This window comes from Microvirga arvi (genome assembly GCF_016892765.1).
Taxonomy (GTDB): Bacteria; Pseudomonadota; Alphaproteobacteria; order Rhizobiales; family Beijerinckiaceae; genus Microvirga; species Microvirga arvi.
Genome location: NZ_JAFEMD010000055.1, coordinates 1 through 19,155, shown reverse-complemented (window position 1 = coordinate 19,155; position 19,155 = coordinate 1). Strand labels below are relative to the sequence as shown.

Genomic DNA, 19,155 nt, shown 5'->3' with positions numbered 1-19,155 from the left:
CTTGTCAATAGGCGAGGATGGATAGGTCTACTCCGCAGTCCCTATGCCTAACCTCTTGACAAGCGTCTGAGCCCGTCGGAGCCTGTAACGCACTTCGGACCGCAGTTCTGTATTGTGGAACAGATTGTGGTGCAGGCCATGACTTTCAGTGACCTTGGGAAGGAGCCACATCATCGATGCTAAGCCTCGAAATCCTTCTGCATTCCGTTGTGACCGGCCTCATGAACGGCGCGGTCTACGCTCTCGTGGCTATGGGGCTGACGCTGATTTTCGGCGTGCTCCACATTATCAACTTCGCGCATGGCAGCTTGCTGATGGTAGCGATGTATGGGGTCTTCTTCGCCGTTACCCTTCTCGGGATCGATCCCTATGTAACCATCCCGTTCATGATGGTACTGATGTACTTCGCGGGTTATGGGCTACAGCGCTACGTCATCGGTAACGCCGGGCAGGGGCGCGATACTAATATTCTGCTGATCACACTTGGCGCCGCCGTGGTGATGGACAATCTCGCACTTTATCTTTGGACGGGTGATACACGTCAGCTCCAGCTCGACTACATGATGGCGGTTGTGGACCTCGGTTTTGCACTGATCCCAGTGACTCGTATTATCGCCTTTGTCGCAGCCTGTGCGCTCTTCGTTGCCATGTGGCTGGTCATTGAGCGAACGGATTTTGGGCGAGCGATGCGCGCCGTTGCCAAAGAACCCTTTGGCGCGCGCGTTGTTGGAATCGATGTGGATCGCGTCTATGCGCAAACGATGGGGATCGGAACGGCCTGTTTGGGTGCAGCAGCCGCGCTGCTGTTGCCGATCTTTTATGTCAATCCTCAAATCGGCAACGTTTTCGTCCTGCTCGCCTTTACCATCGTCGTGCTCGGGAGCATGGGCAATATCGTAGGTGCCTTGGTAGGCGGCCTACTCGTTGGCCTTGTGGAATCAGTCGGCGGTTTCTTTCTCGGCGATCGGTTGGGCCAGGTTGGTATCTTCGTCATCTTCATTTTGATCCTGACATTCCGCCCTCAAGGGCTGTTTTCGGCGCGCGTATAGGGGAGGGCAGATGGTTCGGATCACCACCCTTGCATTGCTGCTCGCGGCAGTGCCGCTATTTGTCCAGTCAAACCACCTCCTTGGCCTCTTTATCGGTGTGCTCTTCTCGGCGTACCTCGCACAGTCCTGGAACATTCTCGGCGGTTTGTGCGGGCAGTTCTCCTTCGGCCACGCCGCATTCTTCGGGGTTGGCCTCTATTCAAGCCTAATCTTGCAGGTCGATTTCGGCTGGCCGGCTCCGCTCGCGCTCGTCAGTGCGGCCGTTGCTGGAGCTGTTGCGGGGCTATTCGTCGGCTTTGTCAGCTTTCGTTATGGGCTGCGCGGCAGCTATTTTGCCCTGGTGACCTTGGCCTTCGCGGAGATCCTGCGGATGACGGCGAGCGTTGTCAGCTTCACTGGTGCCGGTTCAGGTAAATACTTGCCCACGCGCCTTGGGATTGAGCATCTGCAGTTCTCAAAGTCCGGCTACTTCTATTTCATTCTTGTTCTTTTCGTTCTCGTGCATCTCCTAGTGCTCGCGATTCAGAATTCGCGCCTCGGCGCGCGGTTCGCAGCGATCCGGGAGGATGAGGAGGCGGCCTCTGCCCTAGGCGTCGATGTTTTCCGATATAAGATGATTGCGATCCTCATCTCCAGTGCCGTCGCCGGCGTTGGAGGGTGCTTCTACGGCCAGTACTATTTCTATACCGACCCACACATTGCCTTTGGGGCCGCGGTCTCTATCGAAATGCTGCTGGCGCCAATCATCGGAGGCGCAGGAACGCTGTTCGGCCCGATTGTCGGTGCGGTTGTGCTTCGGGTTGCCGCCGAGCTCGGCCAGTCCCTGACCGGTGGAGTGCCCGGATTCAATCTGATCCTCTATGGCATCATGGTGATCCTGATCGTCCGCTATATGCCAGATGGTCTGATCGGTGGCTTGAGGCGCCCATGGGCGCTCATGCGCCGTCGGCCTACGGCCGCTACAGGATGAACCGATGCTGACCACTCAGGGATTAACTAAGCGGTTCGGGGGCCTCGTGGCGGTGCGTGACGCCAGCATCAGCGCAAACGCGGGCGACATTACTGCACTCATCGGGCCCAACGGAGCAGGCAAGACGACGCTTTTCGCGACTGTGGCGGGCTTCCTGAAGCCAGACGCCGGCAGTGTCACCTTCGGCGGTCGCGACATCACTGGCATGAAGCCGCACCAGATCTGCGATCTCGGAATGGTTCGGACTTTCCAGATCGTCAAGCCGTTCGGAAAATTGTCAGTGCTCGATAACATTGCGGTCGGCGCATATGCCCGTTTTCCGCGGCGGCAGGACGCTCTGGCTCATGCCGCTGCGATAGGACGTCAGGTGGGTCTCGGAGGGCAGCTTGAGAAAATCGCTGCTGGACTAACCGTCGCCGGGCGCAAGCGACTTGAGGTGGCCCGTGCCCTGGCGACCAGCCCACGTCTCCTGCTGCTTGACGAGGTCATGGCCGGTCTAACGCCGACCGAGATCGATGAGATCGTGCCAATCATCTTTGGTATCCGCGATACGGGCGTAACGATCCTCCTTATCGAGCATGTCATGCAGGCCGTGATGCGTCTTTCGGACCGCGCCTACGTTCTTAATGAAGGCCACCTCATTGCCGAGGGGACCCCGCAAGAGGTTGTTCGGGAGCCGGCAGTGATCGAGGCCTATCTTGGACCCGGCGCGGCTACCCGAGCGCAGAGTTTTGCAAGCAGGAACGCGTCATGAGCAAGGAGGCGATACTGAGCGTAGTCGGTCTGGAGGCTGGTTATGCCATGCTCCCGGTTCTGTTCAATGTCTCGCTCAACGTGTTCCCGGGAGAAATTGTGGCGGTCCTCGGGAGCAACGGTGTCGGTAAGTCAACGTTAATTAATCATGTTGTCGGCATGTACCGCCCGAACGCTGGACGGGTGCTCTTTGACGGTGAGGATATCACCCAGGAGAAGGCCGACGCGATTGTTGGTCGGGGCTTGATTCAGGTCCCGGAAGGCCGCCGCATCTTTCCAAACCTTTCTGTGCAGGAGAACCTGACCCTCGGCGCCTACCGGCGCGGTGGCAAGAACATCGTTGCCAATATCGAGCGTGTGTACAGATACTTCCCGAAACTGAAGCTGCGTCACGAGCAGTTGGCGGGAACGCTATCCGGCGGTGAGCAGCAGATGCTAGCGATCGGGCGGGGTCTGATGAGCGAGCCTAAGATGATCATGTTCGACGAACCATCACTTGGGCTGTCGCCACTTCTAGTCGCTGAAATGTTCGAGTTGTTCAGCCGATTGCGAAAGGACGGACTAACAATACTGCTGGTGGAACAGAACTTGGCCCAGTCGCTGGAGATCGCTGATCGGGCCTACGTTCTTGAGAACGGTCGAAATGCGATTTCGGGTACGGCTAAAGAGCTCCTGGACAGCGCCGATGTCCGCAAGGCCTATCTCGGCATGTAGGCGCACCGACGCCAAGACGCTGCTCTGGCTGATCGGCTACTGATACCGATCGAACCTTCAGTGGTCGTAAAAAAGGGGCAAATCCTTTGGCGTCGGGGCTTTTGCCCCGCGCAGAGAGGTTAGAATAAGGGAGAGAACGCAGATGGAGCGCTCAGATCAAACGGCGCGGCAGCTTTATGAGGCCCTCAAGGCAAAGCCGCCCCGGCCCCCGTTCGGGTTTGGCAAGAGGCCAGCCATTATCAACGTTGACCTGCAAAATGCCTACACACGGGTCGACACATACGTCACTGCCTATGAGACCAACCCGCGCCAATGCGAGTATGTCAACGTACTGTCGAGCATGGTGCGCGACCTCAGAATGCCCGTCATCTGGACTTATGTGGCATTTTCCCCGAGCGGGGCTGATGCCTGCGCCTGGGGGATTCGCACCAACACACCCGACAGCCTGCAGAACATCCGCGAGGGCTCCGACAGGGCGACGCTTGATGCTCGGCTGCAAATCGACCGGGAACGCGACTTCATCGTCAACAAGCGCATGGCGTCTGCCTTCCACGAGTCTCCCGTAGGCTCATATCTCACCTGGCATCAGGCTGATACGGTCATCGTCACTGGCGGTTCGACATCGGGCTGCGTCCGCGCGACGGTCGTCGACGCACTTTCGCATGGATACCGCGTCGTCGTTCCCGAGGAATGCGTATCAGACAAGCACGAGAGTCCTCACTACGCGAATCTGTATGACATGGCGCTGAAGTATGCTGACGTGGTCTCCTTCGAGAAGGTCCGGGTGTGGCTCGAAACCTGCAATGGGGCTGAGCAATGAGTGAACAGATGAAACGCTCCGAGCCGGGGCTCTACGACTATCTGCCTCTAACTTCACGCCCTGCAATCCGTTGGCCCAATGGTGCCCACGTCGCCTTTTGGGTGGCTCCAAACATTGAGTTCTACGAGCTACATCCGCCGCCGAACATGAGCAAGAATGCCTGGGTGCGGCCAAATCCGGACGTACTCAACTATTCCTGGCGTGATTACGGAAACCGTGCCGGTGTATGGCGTATGATTGATGCCATGAAGGAGTTGGGCGTACGTGGCTCGGTATCGCTCAACGTCGCAGTATGTGATCACCACCCCGAGATTATACGACGATGCGTCGAACTCGATTGGGAGTTGTTCTCGCACGGTATCTATAACACTCGCTTCGTCCTCAACATGTCGATAGAGCAGGAGCAGATCTTCATCCGGGATGTGATTGACACCATCTATCAGGCGAGCGGGCAGAAGGTTGACGGATGGCTCTCCCCCTCTGTGTCTAACAATCCCTGGACGATGGATTTGCTCGCAGAGAACGGTGTTACCTATACATGCGACTTGTTCCACGACGACCAGCCAATGCCGGTGAGGACTGAGACGGGGCGCCTGTGCAGTATTCCCTATTCACTCGAAATGAATGACGTGATCGCTTATACGCGAGCCATGAAAACCCCACGTGAATACGGCCGTATGATCAAGGCACAGTTTGACCAGCTCTACGCGGAAGGTGAGGAGAGCGGCATGGTCATGTGCGTTCCGCTGCATCCATACCTTATCGGCCAGCCCCACCGCCTGGAGCCGCTTCTTGAGGCCCTCGACTATATTAAAAGCCATGACAAGGTTTGGCTAACGACGGGTCGAGAGATCGCCCACTGGTACCGCGATCACTACTATGACGATGCTGTTGCCCACGCGAAGATTCTGAGGACAAGCCATGCCCCTGCCGGATGAGTATCTCGTTTATCTCCGCCGTGGCTACGGTATGGATCACGACTTCTACGAGTGGTCGACATGGTCGCAGCGCCCGAAGATCACGTGGCCGGACGGAGCGCGGGTTGCGCTCTGGGTTAACGTAGTACTCGAGCAATTCCCACTCGATACTGAAAAAACACCATTCTCAGTTCCGCTGGGTTTGGAGCGTCCGTACCCTGATTATTGGAATTACACACTGCGCGACTACGGCAATCGGGTCGGTTGCTACCGTCTGTTTCGCATGCTGGACAATCTTGGCATCAAGACGTCAGTGGCCATGAATGCAGCCCTTGCGCAATCGACACCGTTCTTGATCCAGGATATCATAGCTCGTGGATACGAGGTCATTGCGCATGGTCTCGATATGGCGCATCTCCACACGAACGCGACCTCGGAGGAAGACGAACGCGAGTGGATTCGCCGATCGCTGGAGATGTTGCGCCGAGCCGGCGCGAACCCGACTGGCTGGTTGTCACCTGGGCAATCGCAGTCGGACCATACACTGAAGCTGCTCGCTGAGGCTGGCCTTGAATATTGCTGCGATTGGTCCAATGACGATATGCCTTACCCGTTCACGGGTCCGGCATCGGGTCTTGTCAGCCTGCCCTATCCGTTCGAGTTGAGCGACGTCTACTGCATGGGCCTATGGCATCAGACAGCAGTAGAGTTCGCAGAGCAGATCCTGGATAGGTTTCACGCCTTGAACGCAGAGGCAACAAAAGAGAGTTGTCGTGTTCTGGCTTTAACACTCCATGCCTCGATCAGCGGCCAGCCCTATCGTGTGAAGCCAATTCAGGAAGCGCTCTCTGCGATCATGAAACACGAGGGTGTCTGGTCAGCTAAGCCGGGTGCAATCCTGCAAGCCGTCCGGTCACAACCGTGAGCTCGCGCGAGGCACCTTCATCACGGCTGATCGCCATTCTGGGTGCGTCAGACCAAGGGCACAGTCTCGGTTGGTGTGTGGCGAGGCACCTGTTCCGGCAGGCCCATGTGAGCTGGCCTGTGCCAATCCGCTCACCAAGGCCGATGGCGGGCGTGCGCTGTCACAACCGCTGTTAAGTTCGGAGGTCTCCATGTCGCAGACGCTGTTCGAGAAGGTTTGGTCAAGCCACGAGATCCTCAGGACCGAAGACGGCGACTCCCTTCTCTATGTTGATCGTCATTTGGTCCATGAGGGGTCACGGACGGCAATTGACAAACTCGATGACAATCAGCTGGGGGTGGCACGGCGCCATCAGACCTTCGGCACAGCTGACCACTACGTTCCGACCCAGGGGGGGCTCGATTCTCTTGCAGTCGACCAGCGCAAGATGGTTGAGACGTTCGATGCGAACATGAGCCGGTTCGGCATTGAGGCCTGGGGGCTCGGTACCCGCCGTCAGGGCATCGTCCATGTCATCGGTCCCGAACTCGGTCTGACGTTGCCCGGGATGGTCCTCGTCTGCGGCGACAGTCATACATCCACACATGGCGCCCTTGGCGCGCTAGCGTTTGGGATCGGCGCCAGCGAAGTCGCACATGTACTCGCAACCCAGGCGATTTGGCAGCGGACGCCAAAGGCAATGCGCGTCTCGGTCAACGGCCGGCTCGCCCCCGGGGTTTTCGCGAAAGATGTGATACTTGCTATCATCGCCAAGATTGGTACGGGCGGTGCCACCGGCCATGTGATCGAGTATGCGGGGCCGGTAATTGAGGCAATGTCGATCGAAGAGCGGTTGACAGTCTGCAACATGTCAATTGAGGCAGGCGCCCGAGCTGGTCTCGTCGCCCCGGACGAGACGACATTCGCCTACGTCCGGGATCGGCCCTTTGCCCCAACCGGCGAGATGCTAGAACAGGCCATTGCGTATTGGCGCAGCCTCAGGACTGACACGGATGCCCGTTTCGACGCAGAGATAACCATCGACCAGGAACTGCATGCCCCGATGATCACCTGGGGCACAACTCCCGAAACAGCGATCCCGGTCGATGGTACAATCCCAGATCCAGAGAGTGCTGGCTCCCCGGAGCGCCGAGACGAATGGCAGCGCGCCCTCGACTACATGGGACTAGCCGCTGGTGAAAGGCTTCAGGACGTTCAGATCGACCAGGTCTTCATAGGATCGTGCACAAACGGCCGCATCGAGGATCTCCGGGCTGCCGCCGAGGTCGCCAAGAAGGGGAGGGCGCGGGTGCCGGTGCTTGTCAGTCCTGGTTCAATGAGCGTCCGAGCGCAGGCGGAGGCAGAAGGTTTGGATCGTATCTTCACGGAGGCCGGGTTCGAATGGCGTGGTGCTGGCTGCTCGATGTGCGTCGGTATGAATGGCGATCTAGTGGGATTTCAGAAGCGCTCAGTGTCGACATCTAATCGTAATTTTGTCGGCCGCCAGGGCGTTGGTGCTCGTACCCATCTCGCCAGTCCGGCATCCGCCGCGGCATCTGCGCTCTGCGGGCACATTGCCGATGTTCGATCCCTTTTCTGAGGACCGCGTATGAGACAGTTTGTAACCGTCACGGCGAAAGCGGCCCCGATGCCCGCCGCCAATATCGACACTGATCAAATCATTCCCGCCCGCTTCCTGCGCCGGCCGCGCAAAGAAGGCTATGGCGATTGCCTGTTCTATGATGCTCGCTTCGATGAGGCAGGCAGAGAGCGGCCAGGCCACGTGTTGAATCAGGAGCGCTACGCCGACGCGCAGATCCTCGTAACGGGTCGGAACTTCGGCTCTGGGTCGTCACGCGAAGCTGCGGTCTACGCGCTCGCTGATTATGGATTTCGAGCCGTCGTGGCACCATCGTTCGGAGACATTTTTTTCAACAACGCTCTGATCAACGGATTCCTCCCTGTCCGGCTCCCTGAAGAGGAGGTCTCCGAGATCGTGGGTGTCATCAGTTCCGATGCGGGCGACAACACGATCCGAATTGACCTCGAAAAACTGATTCTTGAAGCAGGCGGAAAGACCTATCGATTCCACATCGATGGCTTGAAGCGGCGGTGCCTGCTGGAAGGTCTCGACGACATTGCACTCACCCGCACGCACACAGATGAAATTGAAGCTTTCGAGAGGCGGCATTTTGAACGAATGCCGTGGCTGGGCGACAGGAGAAGAACAGCAGAGAGTCAAGATCGCGGGTAATGACGCCTTTCTTTGGCGCACATCTGTTGTGCGGGACATGTGCGCGAATGGCATGGTGCAAAGTATAATTGACATGTGTGATTGATGCTTTCGCCTACATAGTGACAAAGGACTTGCACCAAAGCGGACAAGGTGCACTCGCCGGACGAGAAGCTTGGTGCGGCGAGTCTTGGCATAGGGTCTCTGACAGAGCGTATTAACTTGTGACAATTTCGGTTTCGCTCCGGCGATCGTCCACCTCACAGTTCGGCGCCATTGCGGCGGACCTTCTTAGGAACGGAGTGAATACAGCATGAAAGCGCCGCTCGCTGGTATTAAAGTGCTTGACCTAACCCGGGTCCTTGCAGGCCCGTGGTGTACGATGACCCTCGCGGATCTCGGTGCAGAGGTTTGGAAGATTGAGCATCCAAACCGAGGTGATGACACCCGGCATTGGGTGCCGCCCACATTGAAGGATGTTTCGACATATTACCTTACCGCGAACCGCAACAAGAAAAGCGTGGCTTTGGATCTCGGGTCGCCTGAGGGCCAAGCTGTCGTACATGAGCTCGCAAGAAACGCCGACATCTTAGTTGAGAATTTTCTGCCTGCGACGGCCGCCAAGTTCGGACTTGATCACCGTAAGCTGCGAGAAACGAACCCGCGATTAATCTGTTGCTCAGTCACAGGATATGGCCGGGACAGCGATTTTGCTCACCGCCCCGGTTACGATTTCGTACTTCAAGCTGAATGCGGCTTCATGGCGATCACAGGCGAAGCGCAAGGCCCACCGATGCGGCTAGGCGTCGCTTTCATCGATTTGGTCACAGGGATGAACGCCGTTCAGGCGATTTTGGCCGCCCTTCATGTGCGTGCGCAGACTGGTCAGGGACAGTCCATTGACATTGCATTGTGGGACAGCGGCCTTCAATTCCTTGCCAATGTGGCTTCTGGTTATCTTAATACAGGTGTCGAGCCAGGCCGGTACGGCAACGCTCATCCAAGCATCGTTCCGTATCAGACGTTCCTTTGCGGCGATGGTCGGTTTATTGCGCTGGCAGTTGGAAATGACGAGCAGTACAGGCGTCTGTGCTGTGAAGCACTTCAGGTGCTGTCCTTGTGGGAGGACGAGCGTTTTCGGACAAACCTTGGGAGGACGACAAATCGAGATATCCTGGTGCCGGTTCTCGCCGAGATTTTTGGACGCGAGACCCAGTCCTATTGGCTAGAACATCTGAAAAAGCACAATATTCCGGTTGGTGAGGTTCGGACGGTGGGCGAGGCTCTTACCTCGGCCGAGGCTCACTCAAGAGATGCGATAGTGAGTGTGGAGGATCCCCTTCTTGGCAAGATTCGGATGGTGCGTAGTCCACTCCGATTGTCCGACACGCCCCCCGTGTCTCCAGTGGCGCCTCCGCGGCTGGGGCAACATACGGAAGAGGTTTTGCGCACAGTCCTCGGTTGGTCCGCAGAAGAAATTAGCCGCTTGAAAGTATCCGGCATCGCTACAGTCAACATGATCAACGAGCCGACTTCTCAGCCATCCCAAACTTCGTGAAGGTGCGGGCCGAAGTGGCATTTGTACCAATTTGCAGGCTCTTCTGCCCCGATGAGCTTGTCGCAGAAGTACCTATAGGCGATGTTCCTGCCGAAGCGACCTTCCCTAATGTCGCTTACTTAGCCACCTGAGGGATCCAGGGTAATGTTAATTCGAGGTTGGTCTAGGCGCCAGCTTGTACGCCGGGATCAGAACCTCTGGTACTGGTGACTGATAGCCCAAGGTTGGGTGCAGGCGCACCGTGTTATAGTGCCGGCGTCAGCTCTCGGGGATACCCCGTGCCTCCTCGAGCGTGTAGCAGATTACCCCGTTCAGCCGTTCGTCCCAGAGGTGACATACGTTACGGCGACGTGCACGATGACATCTGCCGCCGTCCGGCCTTGTGCCACCCGCACACCTGCCTACTGCGGCTCGGAAAATATCTCTCCGGCCGTGTGCTTCTTGCTCATCTTCAGTCATCCTGCGGTTCGAAGTCGTACTTCACGGAGAAGCGTTTCTGAGGAGAAAGGTCAGGCGAGTCACACCATCTATCACAGTCGCTTTCTTCCCTTACAGATTGGATAGGTGACGCATCCCAAGAACGGGCCGTAGCGACTTGACCGCTCGACCAGCCATCCGTTTTGACACTCTGGGCAGGCACAGAATGTGGCCCCACACGAGCATTCGGCCTCGCCAGAAGTGTCCTTCCGCTTGGGCAATCCCGTTCCACACTCAGAGCATGCCGACAGTGAGTGCCCACAGAGCTCCGCATGCTCGCATCGATACCGTGTTTGTCCGCCTTTCAGTGGAAATGTCAGAAGGTGGCCACCACATTCGGTGCAGCCCTCATCAAGCGCCTGACCTTTGTCTTTGGTAACAATTCCATACTCTGGATCAGCCAGCAGCTCGCAGACAAAAGCCGACTGTTTGGATGCCGATCCCATGAGCGTCAATGTGCGACGGGCACGTGTCATGGCGACATACATAACGCGGCGCTCTTCGGCATTATCAAATAGTTCGGCATCAGGCGAGACCAAGCTGAGAAGCGGATCGTCGACTATTTCCGAAGGGAATCCGGTACGCCCCCTAAAAAGGTTCAACACGACGACATGATCTGCCTCCAGTCCTTTGGACGAGTGGATGGTTCGGAATGACAGGTCGAGGTTCGAAAATTCCCTCTTCAACTTAGGCAGGTCTGCCGGAGCTACATGCTTATACCGGCCAAGTAAAAGGACGCTTGACCTCTGGTTCCCTGGAGCAGCGAGGTTCGAAAGAGCCTGAAGCACCTGCCGGAGTTTCTCTTCGGGGTCGTGTCGGAATGTTGAAACCACCTGGATCGCAGGATGGATAGCCTTTCCAGCCGGAATGATCGTTTTAGGTAACTGCGCAGGGTTCTTTAGAACAAATTTGCGGGCCGCGTATGCGATCTTGTCGACAGACCGAAAGGTTCTCCCCAGATCAACCGTCCGATGGACGCCAGAGCGGCCATCAAAAGTGCCGCCGAACTCGCTACCAAAATCGCGCATGAGATTAATATCAGACCCAGCAAATCGATAAATTGATTGCCAGTCATCTCCAACAGCAAAGACGCGGGCGTTCTGATGCTGGGATTTCAGCGCCCGGACGAGACGACCTCGGCTGCGTGAAATATCCTGAAACTCGTCCACCAAAATGTGTCGATAGGGGCTGCGATACTGTCCGTTCTCGGCGTATTCTGATGCACGTAGGATCATGTCCTCGAAGTCGATGCGGTTTCCAAGCTGCCTCTGATACTCGGCATAGACCGGCCCAAAGATCGAAAGAAAAGCTTGCGCTCGACGGCCGAGCTTCAGTTTGCGTCCCTTGGCATCGCAGTCAGCCAGGTTGTATCCGCCACCCTTGTAGTGGCGCAAAAACGTCCCGAGCAACTGCACAAAACTGTCGACCTGATTCAGCTCGACCACACGATCGAACAGCGTCTCACGAGGCCGAGGCTGGCATGTTTCGAAAGGTGCAATTTTTTCTGCGAGTGCCTCGAGGAGGCGGCTCTCCTCACGCTCATAGCTGAACGTTTCGATCAGTGTCGTGCTATAGGCTGAGTGAACCTCGCGCTTCCATGCCATACCCGCTAGATACTCTTCCCGGTCAACAAAAGGCGCTGTCAGCAACTTATCACTTCCGTCGCCAATCTTCTTCCGCCGCACACCGAAATGCTCAATGTAGACGCCACTATTTTTGAGCCGGAAATCTGGGCAGTAGCGGCGGCGACCTGTGTGAGGGAGATCGTGTTCGTAATCCGGCTCGTACTCATACTCGATACCGTTTTCGAAGAGCCAGTTTGCTATCATCAACTCTTCAAAACTCTTCACTCTCTCACCCTGCAGGGTTCGCAGGTCTGCCTTTTCGATAAAGGTGTAGTATTCGTGCTTCTGTTCGAAGTCCCACTCGCTTTTGTCTTCGAGGTGCGTGTAAGAAAACCAACGGATGATCGCCCGCGAGGCATCGGAGTCTGTTGAAACGAGTGCTCTCAAGATATCCCTGATAAGTGCAAGAAACGCCTTGTCATCTGTCGCGTGAGCGGCCAGCGCGGGCTTGGTGCCTTCAACAGCTCCGATGATGTCATACGCCAGAGCATGAAAGGTTCGAACCTCCAGTGGCTCACCGCAACGCTCCTCGATGCGCTCGGACATCTCTCGCGCGGCATCCTTAGCGAAAGCCAGCAATAGGATCTCGTCGGGCCGTTGGATGCCGGCCTTCACCAGATATCCTGCCTTCGCCGTTATAACACTTGTCTTTCCCGAGCCAGCTCCGGCCAGCACGAGTGTTGCGTCTTCATCCGCAACGATCGATAACCGCTGTTCTGGCGTGAGGGGATTCTTCTCAAAGGTGTCGAAGAAGTTTTCCCACCGCGCAAGCTCCTCTGTTTCGAACTTAGCAATCGCCTGATCTCGCCAACGGCTGGCGTTGTGAATGAAACTCCGGATCCTCCGGATTTGCCCGAGGTTGTTCTCCCCAATTGCTTCCGTCGGAAGTTTTGAGAACAGGGTGGTCTCAAGCGAGCGAGCCTCGTCAAGTATTGGCGAAAGAACACAAGCGGCCGGATAACGGGTTGGCTCGCCAAGTTTAACTATGGTGTCCAATATGTCGTCAATCGTACCGCGCTTTTCCTCAAAACGACCTAGATTAAAGGTCGTCCATGCCTTTCGGACTTCTCTCGCGAATGTATCCGCATGCTGGTAGTTGACCCCCTTTAGAGAAATTCCGATGGCATCGTCTGTTCGGATACGAACCGTTGTTCCCAGCAAGCCTCTTTTCATAGAGGGAGGATCTGCAAGGTCCTGTAGGTGGACGGTTCGACCGCGCCGCGCGTCGATGATCAGCGCACCGTCCCGATACTCAATGCCTCGGGCATGGGTGCCAAACGGATTTAGAAGAAAAGATAATAACGGCTTGGGTTGAACGCGCATCAGAACAGGCAACTCGCTTGCGGGACCTCTTCCATACAATTCCTGCATAGCGCGTCCGACCTACCGCCAAGCTAGGCAAATGCGAACCATTTGTCATCAGCCAGTTAGCCAGTGTTAAACGAAATAACAGTATTGGCCCGACATGGATACGCCAACGTCCTCTCGATCCGGTCACCGTCATCTCTCTATCCAGGCGAACAGGGAAGCCTCGATGTCCCACGATTCCCTTGTTGCAGGCGCCCCTGTCCGTGTCCGGTAACGTGGTTCATGCCCTCAGCCTCACGAGCTTGGTACGCGACAAGGCCGCGATCTTCGTCGAGACGGTCGAGAGGCCGAGTGGGCGTGCGATCGAGATAGTCGATCCGGCCAAAGTCACGCTCGCGACTGACGGTTCCCCCGACTACACCGACATGCTCCTCCACCTAAGGCGGCCTTGCGCAAGTCCGCTCCCACGGGCGAGGCTACCCAAGTGGCCGGCAAGGCTGGCATCGGCGACCTCGACTTTGAGTTCGTACCCCGCTGCCTGGCGCTGACAGCACCGCGCTAGTAGGCCACGTTCCATGGACAGCTCCTCGCGCCATCAAAAAATCAGAAGTGCTGTTTCTGGCGCACCTGAGACGCTGCGGGATGGTCGGCTTGCGGTCGCTAAGTGGTAGTTCGGATGATCATGGGCGCAGTTGATTGAAGATGGTGATACTTCCGATAACAGCGGAAGGGGTTATTCTCTAGGCCGGCTCTTTCGTTCCGATAATGGGACTTCTCGGAAGCAAGAGTTTCATACGCGAAGGGCGGGTTGATTACGATCCAAGACAACCCTTGAAGACAGGCTGAGACAGGTGTTCAGATCCTGTTCTCGGAAGCAAAGGCGCTTACGCTCCAGCGATCAAACTGTTCAGAGGCTTCAGGTTCTCTAAGCTCAGGCATTGAAGTGACCGAGGCCACCTAGAACCAATAAGACAACGAACCAAGACAATGTCTCAACTGAACACATTGGCTGGAAGTAAACTGTTTCGGCCGATGCAGGCGGCGAGCGCCGCTCACCATCAGCGCTGCCGATCTCAGACCGAAATACGCTCCCCTTCTGACGTGCCAAACTGACACGCGTCGGCTTTCCCTAGGAGAGTCGCTTCGGAATGGAGTTGACGCTGTCCTAACTCTCCGTCAACTCGTTTACGCACCGACTAAGTGAGCCGTCGCACGGTCCTGCGGCCCTAGAGCACCAGCTGATCAGCTTCGGTGAGCTATCTGAGTCTGCCTCTCAGACGCAAAGACAGACGAGTCAGTCAAGTCGCCTCTCAAGACAGGGGAAGACTGCCCTCAAGACAGCCAAAAACCGCCTTAAACCTGCCTTTGGCTGACGCAGCTTATAGGTTACGTTAACAATCCGCCTCAAAAGCACCCCTCAAGACAGGAAGACAGGCCCCCTGTCTTGAGGCGAGTCAGGTGGGGTTGTTCGAGTCAATCAAGACACCCCTTGGCAGGCATCTCCTCTATGGTTGAGGATCAGGCACAGAGGAGATGCCGTGATGCGGTGTGCTACACGTACGTTAACTCCTTACCGTTACCTCATAGTTTGGTCACATGCAGCGAGCCTCGCCTCCACCATTGCTTTCCATTCCCTGAAGTCATCTGTGTCAAGCAAAGCTTCGATGCGAGCGACAATAGCTGGGTCTCGCGCTTGCGCTGCCCAAGCGTAGCATTGTTCTAAAGGCAAGGTTCGCACGGAGCGCCCCGGATGGCTCCGGAGGCGATCCAGGTCCTCACGAGTCCTCCTTCGCTCGTCGGGCGTCTGATCCACCTTTTCTTCAGAGACGTAGCCAATCAGATGTGCGCTGATGTCAATATCAGTGCACCAGACCCTCTCCTCCATCTCGTCCCGGCGAGATGGGTCCGCCCTCTGCGGGTCGTCGCAATAGGGCTCGATGCGATAGCGACTCGCGAGTGATGGGCGATCAAAAATCAGTATTGCAGGCCGGCCGTCCCCATCGGTCCTCAATTCAGCAAAGCGAGCGGCCTCATCAGGACACCGGGTGAAGCAAACAACAGGATGGCCAAAAGCGCTGAAGTAGAGCTTTCCAGCCTCAAGTATCGCTTTTGAGAATTGGGTGCCGTGGTACAGCACGCTCCGACCGGCAGCAATTGCCCGTGCGAGATCTGCTAGGTTGTAAGGAGGGTAAAGCATCTCTAATGACCTTGCTGAATAAAGCCTGCTAATCGGCTCGATCGCTCTTCTATGCTTGTCCGAGAAATTCGTAGTAGGATCGGATCTCGAAGAGCTTTCCCCTGGAGCAGAGAAGAGGCTAACGAGCTCATAGCTGGCAGCGACACGATAACGATGAAGTACCAGCTCAGAATATCGGCGCTTCGGCCTCGTTGAGCGTCCTCATCTATGGTTCCCGTGATCATGGACCTTCCTTAAGTGACCAATGCATCAACACGTCACCTAATGCGAGACTCTCTGCTTCGGAGCGAGATATTCCGCCGGAAAACTCCCGAATTCCTGCGCGCTCGTGGAAGTAGGCAGCCCAATCATCCAAGGACCACTGGGCACCTACCGGCTCGCACACAGATACGAGCGAATACTGATGACACCGATTGTTCGGTGTTACAGGTGTTACAGGTGTTACAGACCGGCGTTCCCAGGGGGTTGTAACACCCGTAACACCCGTAACACCCGGATTTTGACGACCCGCAACTTGCAGAAGGCGGCGCCGATCGTTAGCGTTCATCGTCTTCCGTCCTCAGGATGCTGGCCTTCAGGACATATACCCGCATGGACCCCATCGGGGTTCGCTCAGAGCGCTGGTGTTTGCCTTGGGAGTCGCGCACCAGTTTTCCTTGCTCTGCGAGGGCGCGGGCGATTGCTGTCGCATCTCGCCCCTTGCAGATCTCATTGCGCCACACAGAAGGTAAGATCAGCCACTCTCGGTCTTCTCCCCATCCACGGCGCCAGCCAGCCCTCGTTGTCGCTATTCTCGCATCGGCATTACCAACGTCGTCAAACCGCGACTCCCCAAATTGAGCAAAGTACCCGCGCACCTGCTCGATGCCATCACGTATCTCTGCTGCTCCGAGCCCACCACGTTGGGCAATCCAGTCAGCCAGGGCCTTGCCAGCAGCATCGATCGCTGCCCCTTCCTGCCAGGGGACAATCCCCCAGCGGGTTGCCAACTCGCCGGCGGCCCCGATAAGTCCGAGCAGCCGAGCAGCCCGTCTCACCTGACCGTTGGCTCCTGGAGGGATCTGATTCTTCTCGAAGATTGTGATCATCTCTCCCACCAGGGACCCTACTTCATCGGGTCCTTCAGCGAGAAGCCGGCGCACGAACTCTGGTCCGGCAACTCCATAATATCGGGCTGCTGCCGCCTTGAGGCGGTCAGCGACCTCGCCAGGCTCACTTTGGAGAGCACTGGCGTCAAAGATCCCGACGCCACTCCCGGCATCTGCGGGAAGATCCAGGACGCGAACCTGCTGACCTGCGTAATGCAAACGGCCATGGTCCTCCGCAATCTTCGTGCCTATTGGCACCTCACCGGTCGACAGAATTATATTGCGCCACTTAAGGGCGTCCCGAAGGCATGCGTCTCGGGTCAGCCGTGATTTCCCGGTCCGTGCCGTGATCTGATACAGGGCAGAGAAGACGCTCCTCGCATCGCTCGCGCCGAGTTCGTCGAAGACCGCCAGTGTGTCGGTTCGCCCTGCGAGAACGGCCTCAAGAGCGTTTGCCGTGTGCCGCCAGGGAAGGACATAACCCATCAGTGCTGCCCTTACCCCACACTGAGGCTGCGGCAGAGGCTGCTGTGGTCTTGCCGCTTGTCGAGTCACCATGCAGATGAAGACCACCGCCTTCGAGCCCACCGAGGTAGAGCAATGGTCCTGCGAATGCGACGGAGCAAGCCAGTCTCAGGCGTGAGTGTTGACCAACAAGAACACCGATGGTGGCCTTCCAATCATCCAGAGAGCCCGACTGCTCATAGGCCGAAGTTGCCGCACCCTCAAACCTGATGATTTCGCCGGTGGGCCCACCCAATGGACCAAACGGGTGCACGAAGGTCAGCTCACCTTTTACGATCTGCCACCCTGTTTCGCGAAGCCGCGTCACGCGTGCGGGCACACGCACCTCGTTGAGGTAGGTTACAAATCGGCTCCGATTCTTGGTCGTTGTAATCCTCAGCCCCTGACTCGCAAGATCACTGCAGAGTGCGCCAGCGTCGCTGTGCAAGGCTGCATCGGTGACGACATATTCGTGCAGGCATCCATCATCATCATTGAACCGGAGCAGATGTCCCCATCCATTGCTGTTAGGATCGCGACAACGTCCGCAAACCTCAAAAGGCGCGCTCAGCCATCTCCGCTCAACTCCCTTCTGATGCTGAATTTCGACAAACAGCCCATCCTCTGTCATCTCGAAAGGACATACTGGGGCTTGAGGGGTGCCGATACCTTCAGGGGAAGGTTCGTCGAGAGGTACCGATGCGTCTAATGCAGCCTGCCATCGCTCGTCAAAGCGCTCGGGATTATCGACATGCATTTCGCTCACGTCCTTGAACCCCTCGAGGCGCACGACCCGGATCCGTTGTCGTAGACGAGATTTAGAGAGTGTCTTCAGCAGCGCGCCACCACCCGCATCTGGCTCTTTGACCACATAGATCGTCTCGTAGGGGAGGAGGTGGCGAGCGTCTCGCTCCTCGTTCCAGCAGCTCGCCCCCGGAATGCCAAGAACGTTGATGCTACGGAGGAGGAGGGTGTGGGTATCGGACTCGCCTTCAACCAGGGCGACAATCTTGTCTGGCCGGCGCTGTGGTAATCCGTAGAGGCAGGGCTGCCCACCAACTTCCCAGCAGAAGCATTTACTCTTGGGACCTGCCTTCTTGAGCGCCGTGCGGAGGCGAATTGCCTGCACAATTCCGCTATCATTGTAATAGGGGATCTGAAGCGCTGGCTGCCCGTAGTGTGAGATCTCGGTTATACCGAGCCCGATCAGAAACTCCTTAGGCAACTTCTTCTCTGTTGAGTAAGCACTGAGCGTGCAGTAGCTCGTAGCATCAATCATGATTGCGTCTCCAGGTCATCCGCAAGGATTTGGGCCGCTTCGTACTGGGAAATGCCGCGGATGTAGGCGATCAAACTGATCGCATCTCCGCCTTTGTCTCCCGTTGCGAAATCAGCCCAGCGACCGGTGCGAAGATTGAACTTGAAAGAGCCGAGAGTGCTGTCGTCCCGGGTGGGGTTGCGGGCGACCCACTCGGCTCCAATGCGTCGTCCATCGGGCAGCCATCGGGGAAGCAGCTGGGGGAGTAAGGGGAGGGCCGCATTGGCTAACCGCCAGTATTCCACCGGAGAATAGCGGGGCTTTGAAGAGGGCATTTGGTTACCTCCTCAATGTGCAGGTTGACCGCGTGGGACAATCCGACAGCGACCAGGCATGAGATTAGGTGCGCCGCCTCTACCCTTATTTCCGAGAATGGCTTGAGCGATGTCCTGGTTGTCGATTATGCGGCTTGAGTTGTGAGCGCGGCGCGCGCGGTTGCACAAACCGAAGTTCGTGTTAGAATTTATCACCTTGATATTCCTTTGCCCCGCGAACGAAGCCCTCGTCTCGGGGCTTTCTTTTGGCTCAAGACTGGCTGTTACACAGGTAGTTAGCTTCAGCTCGAGTCTAACCGAGCCTGCAGCCAGTCGATCAGGTCTCCGGTTCTCCATCCAAGTTTCCGAGTCGAAAGCTGGATCGGCTTATACCAAGTCTCACTGATCAGCATTGGTGAGCCCAGTCGCGCAGGCCAATGGACATGATGAGCCAAGGCCGATGGGT

At 56.9% G+C, this 19,155-nt stretch carries 14 protein-coding genes; 10 read left to right on the top strand and 4 right to left on the bottom strand.

The annotated features are described in order from the left end of the window. Nucleotides 1-176 precede the first annotated feature (176 nt). The 10 genes from ILT44_RS23890 (at nucleotide 177) to ILT44_RS23845 (ending at nucleotide 9,918) form a co-directional block, all read left to right on the top strand. Complete coding sequence (locus ILT44_RS23890) at nucleotides 177-1,049, top strand: branched-chain amino acid ABC transporter permease (RefSeq protein ID WP_204242115.1); 873 nt, start codon at nucleotides 177-179, stop codon at nucleotides 1,047-1,049. 10 nt (nucleotides 1,050-1,059) lie between these two features. Beyond that, a complete protein-coding gene (locus tag ILT44_RS23885; protein WP_204242114.1) occupies nucleotides 1,060-2,019 on the top strand; it encodes a branched-chain amino acid ABC transporter permease in 960 nt (319 codons plus the stop codon). A gap of 4 nt (nucleotides 2,020-2,023) precedes the next feature. Next, nucleotides 2,024-2,773 (top strand): ABC transporter ATP-binding protein, encoded by a 750-nt coding sequence (locus tag ILT44_RS23880; RefSeq protein WP_201861569.1) that lies wholly within the window; start codon nucleotides 2,024-2,026, stop codon nucleotides 2,771-2,773. Nucleotides 2,774-2,784: 11 nt separating this feature from the next. Next, on the top strand, nucleotides 2,785-3,486 hold the full coding sequence (locus tag ILT44_RS23875; protein WP_372441241.1) for an ABC transporter ATP-binding protein: 702 nt from the start codon (nucleotides 2,785-2,787) through the stop codon (nucleotides 3,484-3,486). A 142-nt stretch (nucleotides 3,487-3,628) separates the two neighbouring features. Continuing rightward, on the top strand, nucleotides 3,629-4,306 hold the full coding sequence (locus ILT44_RS23870; protein ID WP_204242113.1) for an isochorismatase family protein: 678 nt from the start codon (nucleotides 3,629-3,631) through the stop codon (nucleotides 4,304-4,306). 8 nt (nucleotides 4,307-4,314) lie between these two features. Then, nucleotides 4,315-5,244 carry a polysaccharide deacetylase family protein gene (locus tag ILT44_RS23865; RefSeq protein ID WP_204242112.1) on the top strand — a complete coding sequence of 310 codons (930 nt, stop codon included), beginning with the start codon at nucleotides 4,315-4,317 and terminating at the stop codon, nucleotides 5,242-5,244. Continuing rightward, entirely contained in the window at nucleotides 5,228-6,148 is a 921-nt protein-coding gene (locus ILT44_RS23860) for a polysaccharide deacetylase family protein (RefSeq protein WP_204242111.1), read from the top strand. The genes ILT44_RS23865 and ILT44_RS23860 overlap by 17 nt, the downstream gene beginning before the upstream one ends. Before the next feature lie 190 nt (nucleotides 6,149-6,338). Beyond that, a complete protein-coding gene (gene leuC / locus ILT44_RS23855; RefSeq protein WP_204242110.1) occupies nucleotides 6,339-7,727 on the top strand; it encodes a 3-isopropylmalate dehydratase large subunit in 1,389 nt (462 codons plus the stop codon). A 9-nt stretch (nucleotides 7,728-7,736) separates the two neighbouring features. Beyond that, entirely contained in the window at nucleotides 7,737-8,381 is a 645-nt protein-coding gene (leuD, locus tag ILT44_RS23850) for a 3-isopropylmalate dehydratase small subunit (RefSeq protein WP_204242109.1), read from the top strand. A gap of 292 nt (nucleotides 8,382-8,673) precedes the next feature. After that, on the top strand, nucleotides 8,674-9,918 hold the full coding sequence (locus ILT44_RS23845; RefSeq protein WP_204242108.1) for a CaiB/BaiF CoA transferase family protein: 1,245 nt from the start codon (nucleotides 8,674-8,676) through the stop codon (nucleotides 9,916-9,918). Between the two features lie 530 nt (nucleotides 9,919-10,448). Here ILT44_RS23845 and ILT44_RS23840 read toward each other — a convergent pair. From ILT44_RS23840 to ILT44_RS23825, 4 genes are all read right to left on the bottom strand, one after another. Then, nucleotides 10,449-13,343, bottom strand: a complete 2,895-nt coding sequence (locus tag ILT44_RS23840; protein WP_204242107.1) for a UvrD-helicase domain-containing protein — start codon at nucleotides 13,341-13,343, stop codon at nucleotides 10,449-10,451. Between the two features lie 2,718 nt (nucleotides 13,344-16,061). Further along, the gene (locus ILT44_RS32185; RefSeq protein ID WP_204242106.1) at nucleotides 16,062-17,099 is read right to left on the bottom strand and encodes a DUF927 domain-containing protein; all 1,038 of its coding nucleotides are present in this window, start codon (nucleotides 17,097-17,099) and stop codon (nucleotides 16,062-16,064) included. Then, nucleotides 17,056-18,396 carry a DUF927 domain-containing protein gene (locus tag ILT44_RS23830; protein WP_204242105.1) on the bottom strand — a complete coding sequence of 447 codons (1,341 nt, stop codon included), beginning with the start codon at nucleotides 18,394-18,396 and terminating at the stop codon, nucleotides 17,056-17,058. The genes ILT44_RS32185 and ILT44_RS23830 overlap by 44 nt, the downstream gene beginning before the upstream one ends. After that, the gene (locus tag ILT44_RS23825; protein WP_204242104.1) at nucleotides 18,393-18,710 is read right to left on the bottom strand and encodes a hypothetical protein; all 318 of its coding nucleotides are present in this window, start codon (nucleotides 18,708-18,710) and stop codon (nucleotides 18,393-18,395) included. Before ILT44_RS23825 ends, ILT44_RS23830 begins: the two co-directional genes overlap by 4 nt. Between the last annotated feature and the right edge of the window lie 445 nt (nucleotides 18,711-19,155).